8 protein-coding genes are annotated in these 6,718 nt (G+C 31.3%); all 8 read right to left on the reverse strand.

Going from position 1 to position 6,718, the window contains the following annotated elements:
• Nucleotides 1–164 precede the first annotated feature (164 nt).
• The 8 genes from ACNI3T_RS13770 to ACNI3T_RS13805 all read right to left on the reverse strand — a co-directional run bounded on the left by ACNI3T_RS13770 (nt 165) and on the right by ACNI3T_RS13805 (nt 6,539).
• The gene (locus ACNI3T_RS13770; protein WP_418228312.1) at nt 165–770 is read right to left on the reverse strand and encodes a hypothetical protein; all 606 of its coding nucleotides are present in this window, start codon (nt 768–770) and stop codon (nt 165–167) included.
• Nucleotides 771–961: 191 nt separating this feature from the next.
• On the reverse strand, nt 962–1,792 hold the full coding sequence (locus ACNI3T_RS13775) for a DUF4261 domain-containing protein (RefSeq protein WP_418228313.1): 831 nt from the start codon (nt 1,790–1,792) through the stop codon (nt 962–964).
• Nucleotides 1,793–1,939: 147 nt separating this feature from the next.
• Complete coding sequence (locus ACNI3T_RS13780; protein WP_418228314.1) at nt 1,940–2,797, reverse strand: hypothetical protein; 858 nt, start codon at nt 2,795–2,797, stop codon at nt 1,940–1,942.
• A gap of 147 nt (nt 2,798–2,944) precedes the next feature.
• Complete coding sequence (locus ACNI3T_RS13785) at nt 2,945–3,739, reverse strand: cation efflux transmembrane domain-containing protein (protein ID WP_418228315.1); 795 nt, start codon at nt 3,737–3,739, stop codon at nt 2,945–2,947.
• 255 nt (nt 3,740–3,994) lie between these two features.
• Nucleotides 3,995–4,285 (reverse strand): helix-turn-helix domain-containing protein, encoded by a 291-nt coding sequence (locus ACNI3T_RS13790; RefSeq protein WP_418228319.1) that lies wholly within the window; start codon nt 4,283–4,285, stop codon nt 3,995–3,997.
• Nucleotides 4,285–4,632: a type II toxin-antitoxin system RelE/ParE family toxin gene (locus tag ACNI3T_RS13795; RefSeq protein WP_418228316.1), complete on the reverse strand. Its 348-nt coding sequence runs from the start codon at nt 4,630–4,632 to the stop codon at nt 4,285–4,287. The genes ACNI3T_RS13790 and ACNI3T_RS13795 overlap by 1 nt, the downstream gene beginning before the upstream one ends.
• Nucleotides 4,633–4,855: 223 nt before the next feature.
• On the reverse strand, nt 4,856–5,683 hold the full coding sequence (locus ACNI3T_RS13800; protein ID WP_418228317.1) for a hypothetical protein: 828 nt from the start codon (nt 5,681–5,683) through the stop codon (nt 4,856–4,858).
• A gap of 4 nt (nt 5,684–5,687) precedes the next feature.
• Nucleotides 5,688–6,539, reverse strand: coding sequence for a DUF488 domain-containing protein (locus ACNI3T_RS13805; protein WP_418228318.1), 852 nt, complete (start codon nt 6,537–6,539; stop codon nt 5,688–5,690).
• Between the last annotated feature and the right edge of the window lie 179 nt (nt 6,540–6,718).

A 6,718-nucleotide genomic window follows, 5' to 3' on the forward strand; every position in this document is an offset into this window, starting at 1 on the left:
TTCAGTGGCATCTAATTAATTACCGCCAACGGTTACGGTTATCGCAAGTTGCGGGAGTAGGGACGCGGACTTGTCGGCTTAGTTATTTTCTTTCCTGGTTTCTAAAATTACACTTTTTCCACAATACCCGTTATTTGCGATGAACCGATGTTGGCAACTGTTATCTATTCGATAGTCATTGTTACAACGAAGTAATGTGGAATGTCAAATTCTTTACCTAAATTTTCTGATTTTATTCCTGATTGTGCAACTCTACAATATGATTTTGATCCATCCTCGTAAACGGTTGGCGTTATGATCGTAAATAGCGGAAATTCATTATCTATATCATAACTTTCTGAAGAAGCCGCACTAAGAAAATCTTTATAAGCATATCGTCCATTAGATTCCAATATTTCATAATTCATTTTAGGACTGGAAAATCCATTACCATTTAGCTCGAAGACAAGTTCATCGTTCTCGTTTTTAGTTATGAAAGTTATGTTTAAAGTGTCTTTAGTCATTCTAAAATATTCGTCTTGAGAACTATAAAACATAGTATCTACTTTTACTAATTCTCCTTCCTTACATTCGTTGATTCTCACAGCATAATTTTTACCTTTTAAATCTCCACTGAAAGTATATTTGGCTAAATTAATTTGTTCAAATCTTAAAATCGTTTCTAAATCTTTACTATCAGTGCTATAGTCAATTTGCATTAAAACTTTTTCTTGCGCAATTGCACTTGAAATTGAAAGAAGAATCGTGTATAGCGAAATTATTATTTTCATATGTGTTTATTTTGCGATTATTAAGGAAAATCTCTCTTAGATAATTGTTGCCAACGGTTACGGTTATCGCAAGTTGCGGGAGTGGGGACGCGGACTTGTCGGATTAACCATTTTATTTCTTGGTTTCTAAAATTACACTTTCTCGACTAAACCCGTTATTTGCGATTAACCGATGTTGGGCACAGTATGTTCTAGTATTTAATTTTTAATGTATTTCCCTCCAAAAACTTTCCTTTTGAAACGGAAATTTTTAGTTTTTGTTCAGCTGACATACCAATAGTTTCACCATCTTTCAAATTAACATCATAAGCAACAACATAATGAGCTAAATTAAACATCATTTCATCCAACTCTTCTATTGAGTTTTCGGACTCAACAATTTCCATTTCCATTTTACCAAAGTCAGCAAGTCCGTATGTATATATAGATTGTTTTCCGTTTTCTTTTCTTAAACCAAAGTAAATCCAATTATATAAAGGAAGGTCTTCTTCCCTCATCATTTCCACATTTGCTTGATAGAAATCCTTTTTTAGAACTAAAGTTCTACCTCCGATATAAATTCCGATTGCTTTGCTATTATTCATAACTGCTGAAGCAATTTTACTATATAATAAGTTTTCTTGAACTGGATTTTTTCCAGCGTTCATAAGAGATAAAACGATGTGTGCTTTATATTCAGAAGATTCCTCAACTCCATTTTCCCATAAATAATTGTATTCTGCATTTTTTTCAACTTCTTTATCAGGAATAGCTACTGGAATCGTTGCTATAGCAACATTGTAACCTTCAATTACTAAAACAGCTGCTTTGTCATCAGAGTCATTGTTATTTAATTTGAGTTTCCATTTTGTTTCTAATTCCTTTACTGTTCGTTTTAAATCAAATGAATATGGGTCTTCTAAAAGAACCATTCCCAGAATTGCTGAACTTGTATTTGATTCAGTCTTTTTTTCTTTCTTTAAAAAGCTAAATAATCCCATTGATAGAATTCCGATTATTATTATAGTTAGTATTTTTCTCATATTGTGCCCAACGGTTACGGTTATCGCAAGTTGCGGGAGTAGGAACGCGGACTTGTCGGATTAACTATTCTCTTTCCTGGTTTCTAAAATTACACTTTTTCGGCAATACCCGTTATTTGCGATGAACCGATGTTGGCAAGCGTATGTTTACAAATTTCCTGAAATTATATTAAATGATTCTATTATACTTTTTAATCTAGGCGAAGTCTTGGATAATGTACCTTCTTGAATTTTATAATTTCTATTCAAGTTCGTAATTGTTACTGAAGTAATTCTAGAGCATAACATAAATACTATTGAATTGTGACTTCTACCCGCAATAGGATCATTTAAGGATGAAACTAATTGTCTGATACTTATATATTCGGAATGAATATGATTAGAATATAAACCATGAGATTCTGATAGGTTCCCAATATTAATTAAGCTATAGACTTCTTCTGGTTTAAGTAGTCTTGCATGCTTAGGATCTATAAATTTTCTTCTTTCATTAAAAGGCAATTCTTTGAATTCATCAATTTTTCTCAGTTTCCATAATTCTTTTGATAATTCATTTCTCAATTTGGCAATCGGAGCAAACTCCTTTGAATGTTTTTTAGTAAGTTCTATTTGCTTTCTCAACCCCTGAATTTTATAGACGCAAACTCTCAGTTTTGTGGGGTAATTACAATCTATAAAAAACAAGTATGATAGATTTATAAAAGTCTCAATTTGTAATCGCATTAAAGAATATATCGAAGTCATGTCATTGACTTGAAATTCTTTATCTCTTACTTTAATTACTGATCCTTTATCTAATTTTATGATGCTTGAATTATGATAAATTATTTGAAATAATAGTTTTTCAAATAATCCTGCATCTTCAAATTTTATCTTTAAATCGAAAAGGTCTTGAATACAATTCCCTAATAATTCATTTAATTCAATTAGAACTTTTTTATGGTTAGATACGGACATATCTGACAATTCTAATAAGGCCTCTATTTTAGTTCGATTTTCTGACATATGCTTGCCAACGGTCTCGGTTATCGCCAGTTGGCGGAGTAGGGGACGCGGATTTGTCGGCTTAGTATTAGTTTGTTGGTCAAGTTAATTATTTTCTTTTTAACGCCACCGCTTATTGGCGATGAACCGTTGTTGTTGCCAGTGCGGCTACCTACCAATTTTTAAAATTCTTATAGCACCTTGGATTACAATAATGAATACAATTGTTCCAATAATTAGATCAGGCGTACTTGAATTTAACCAGTTGACTAGTAAGGCTGCGATTATTACTCCCGTATTAATTATAATGTCATTTGACGTGAAGATCATACTTGCTTTCATATGAGCTTCTTTTTTACTTTTTGATTTTTGAAGTAGGTATAAACATATACCATTTGCAATCAATGCTAAAATTGAAACAATTATCATTGTTGAAAAATCCGGAAGTTTTTCATTTCCAAAAAATCTTCTTAGAACTTCTGCAAATCCAATTAGCGCTAATAAAATTTGGAAGTAACCAGCTAAATTGGCTATTTTTTTCTTTTTTACGATTGAACCTCCTACAGCGAAAAGACTAATTCCATATACAAAAGAATCTGCCAGCATATCTAAACTATCTGCAACTAATCCCATAGATTTTGAGATTAAGCCAGTTGTCATTTCTATGATAAAAAATGCAAAATTTATTATTAGTACAGACCAGAGTAATTTTTTTTGTTGAGAATTTTCTTCGAATTCAGTTTGGTCCGTTTGTTCCGTTTTAATTTTTTTAGTTCCTAATTTTAGTTCGCTTAATGATTCTTCTATAGATTGAATTCCATCCTCATGAAATACCGTTAATTTTCTATTTGGAATATCGAAATCGAGATTTTTAATGTTAGAGATTTCATCTAATTTCATCCTAATCAGATTTTCTTCTGAAGGACAATCCATTTTTGAAATTTCGAAAACTGATTTATTCATTGAATTTAAACTTATCTAGCTGTTGCAAGATAAATTATGAATTTGAACTTGAGAACTTTCTTTTTTAGAAATTTGGTTTTTAACCTGAATGCTCAATGTCCGCATTGGCTACAACGGGTACGTATATTCGTCAGTTGTGGTAGTTAACATACGGATTTGTCAGTTTAGATTTCATAATTATTGGTTTCTAAAAACATTCTTTCACCTGAATGGCCACAATTGCGAATATGCGATGTTGTTGCGCGTATTTTTTCTCTACATCTCAATAGAAATCTTCACTTTTCCGCCCAATCCTTTTTCTACAATATCGTATAAAGTTTTTAAAGTCAAATTACTTCCATTATTCTCAACACGAGAAATATAAGTACGTTTTTTGTCAATTATTTCTGCTAACTGTTCTTGAGTTAGATTCTTTTCTTCTCTGGCTTTTCTAAGTAAAAGCCCAATTTTGAATGATTCAAAATCTCTTTCAAGTTCGTCTCTTCTTTCGGTTCCTTTTTTACCGTAAACTTCATCTTTTATATTTTTCCAGCTCTTTGTTTCCATCATTTTTTATTTTTATCGGAATAATAGGATTCCATTAATTTTAATGCCTTCTCAATTTCTTTTTTAGGAGTTTTCTGTGTCTTCTTTGTAAATCCATTTAAAAGAATTACCAATTTGCCTTTATCAAAAAAGCAAAATACTCTCCAAATATTTGATCCCAGTTTTATTCTGGCTTCATAAAGTCCGTTTGTTCCTTTTATAGCTTTTAAATAATTAGAAGGAATCCGTTCAAAGGTTTCTATTGCCTCAATTACTTTAAAGATTTTATCCTGAACTTTCTTTGGTTGTTTAGTCAAGAAATCTTGAAAATAATCTTTGTATCCAATTACTTGTCTTATTTTCTCCATTGAAACAAAAGTAACTTAAAAGTTACAATTATCATAATTTGTTTTTGAAATTTGAAGCGAAAAGCTCTGTGGAAATATGCGCTACAACGGTTACGGTTATCGCAAGTAGCGGGAGTAGGGACGCGGACTTGTCGGATTAAATCTTTTGTTTCCTGGTTTCTAAAATTACACTTTTTCTACTAAACCCGTTATTTGCGATGAACCGATGTTGGCAGTAGTGTTTTTAGAATAATTTTGTTTGTGGATCCTTAAGTGGATAGAATAACCCAATTATTACAAATGGATTAGGGGCTTTTCTCATATGCCACTGTTTGGTTGTACCTACAAAGAAGTAAACTTCGTTTTTCTCTAAAAATTCTTTTTCATAACGATTTTTAACTAAATTTAAAGCTTTTGATTCGTTGCCCTCTGTGGACCTTAGAGAATTCCAGTAAAGCGCACCAATTTCCCAATCCTCAATCATTAATCTTCTTTGCTTTCCTGTTTCATCTTTGAATTTGTAGAAGAATTTATATGGTAATTTCGGAATTAAAATTTCGGGCTTTTTCTCTTGGTTGAATAAATCTCCTTGTTTTCTCAGTTCCTTCCATTCATTTTTCCATTCTCGTTCATCTGGTTCTATATCCATACCAATAATTTCTGTTGGTTTGAATGTAGCTAAGGACTTGTAATTCGGTTCTTTGGATTCTTCTATTAATTTTTCAAAGTTGGTATAAACTTCTTTGAGACAAAATTGTTTTCTTAAGTACCAATTAGATTTGGTATCGATGCGCTCTAAAACTTTTAGATCTTTAAAATTGTAGTTTTTCGGAGAATAACTCTCTGGTCTAAAATCATCAGATCTTTCTTCAATATCAATCTCTATCCAATTGTATTTGAAAGATTTCATTTTACCCGCAATTTTTTGTCCTAGCAAGAAACTTAAAGGTACAGGGTAAATTCTTATCCAACTGCCGTCCTCTAATATTCCTGCAGTACATACTAACTCGTCATAACTTCGAGATGGTAAAGGATATGTATTGACAGTAAGTAATACCTTCGTAAGAGCCATTTATTTAGATATGGTCGATCTTTATCTTTGGATTGATTTTCTGTATAGATTCAGCTAAAGGTAATCTATGGCATTGGCAAACATTCGCCTCAAAACAAGTTAAAGCTACTCGATTATATTTTTCTACAAGTTTAATTATTATATTTTGATTTTCTATTGTTTCTTTTAGCGTAGTAGCCTTGTATTTTTCAAATAGTAAATCGTAATCTTCTTGAGTTTCTAATTCTTGTCGTTGACTAGAATCAATTCCTACCTCTGGAATATGCATGTATGTGATGCCTAAGCTTTCACAATATCTTTTTAGTAAAGTTTTACTAAATCCAAACTTCATACTTAAAGGATTTTTTCTCACATCAATAAGCAAACTAATATTATTCTTTACTAATCTGTTGAGATAATTCTCCAATGATATTCCTTCATACCCTATAGTAAATAAGCCTTTATCTTTTTGAGAAGGAATCACATCTATTACTCTTTGATAAAGTTTTTCATCTAGTACATTTTGCGCTATTGTACTTTTGATTGCATGATATGGGAAATTAATATAAGTGTGTTTTATCAAGGTCTCATTGCTCATATTTCCATACGTCTCAATCGTATTGATCAATAGTTTTTTATCGGAAGTTTTAAGTGTTGTTAAGTAGTTTTTTGGATCTTTTTTCTGGTAGCCTTTATTGTTATCAGATAAATATTCCTTTTTCACCATGGTATTTAAATCTGCTTTTGCGGAATATGAATAGCATCCATATTTATATGGAACAAACTCATATTCAGGATTTTGCTTCCTTTGGTTATATAAAAACAAAAGTTTTTGGAGTTTAGTTTTTTCTACTTCTCCATCTAACAATTGTAACAATGACAATATTATTTTCCTTCTATAAAACATATTGCAAAGGTATTATTTAAAAAATCCTCTTTAAAATATATTTCATTGTTTAAACATTACTGCCAACGGTCTCGGTTATCGCCAGTTGGCGGAGTAGGGGACGCGGATTTGTCGGCTTAGTATTGGTTTGTTGGTCAAGTTAATTATTT

Source organism: Christiangramia qingdaonensis (assembly GCF_048381525.1).
In the GTDB taxonomy this organism is placed as follows: Bacteria; Bacteroidota; Bacteroidia; order Flavobacteriales; family Flavobacteriaceae; genus Christiangramia.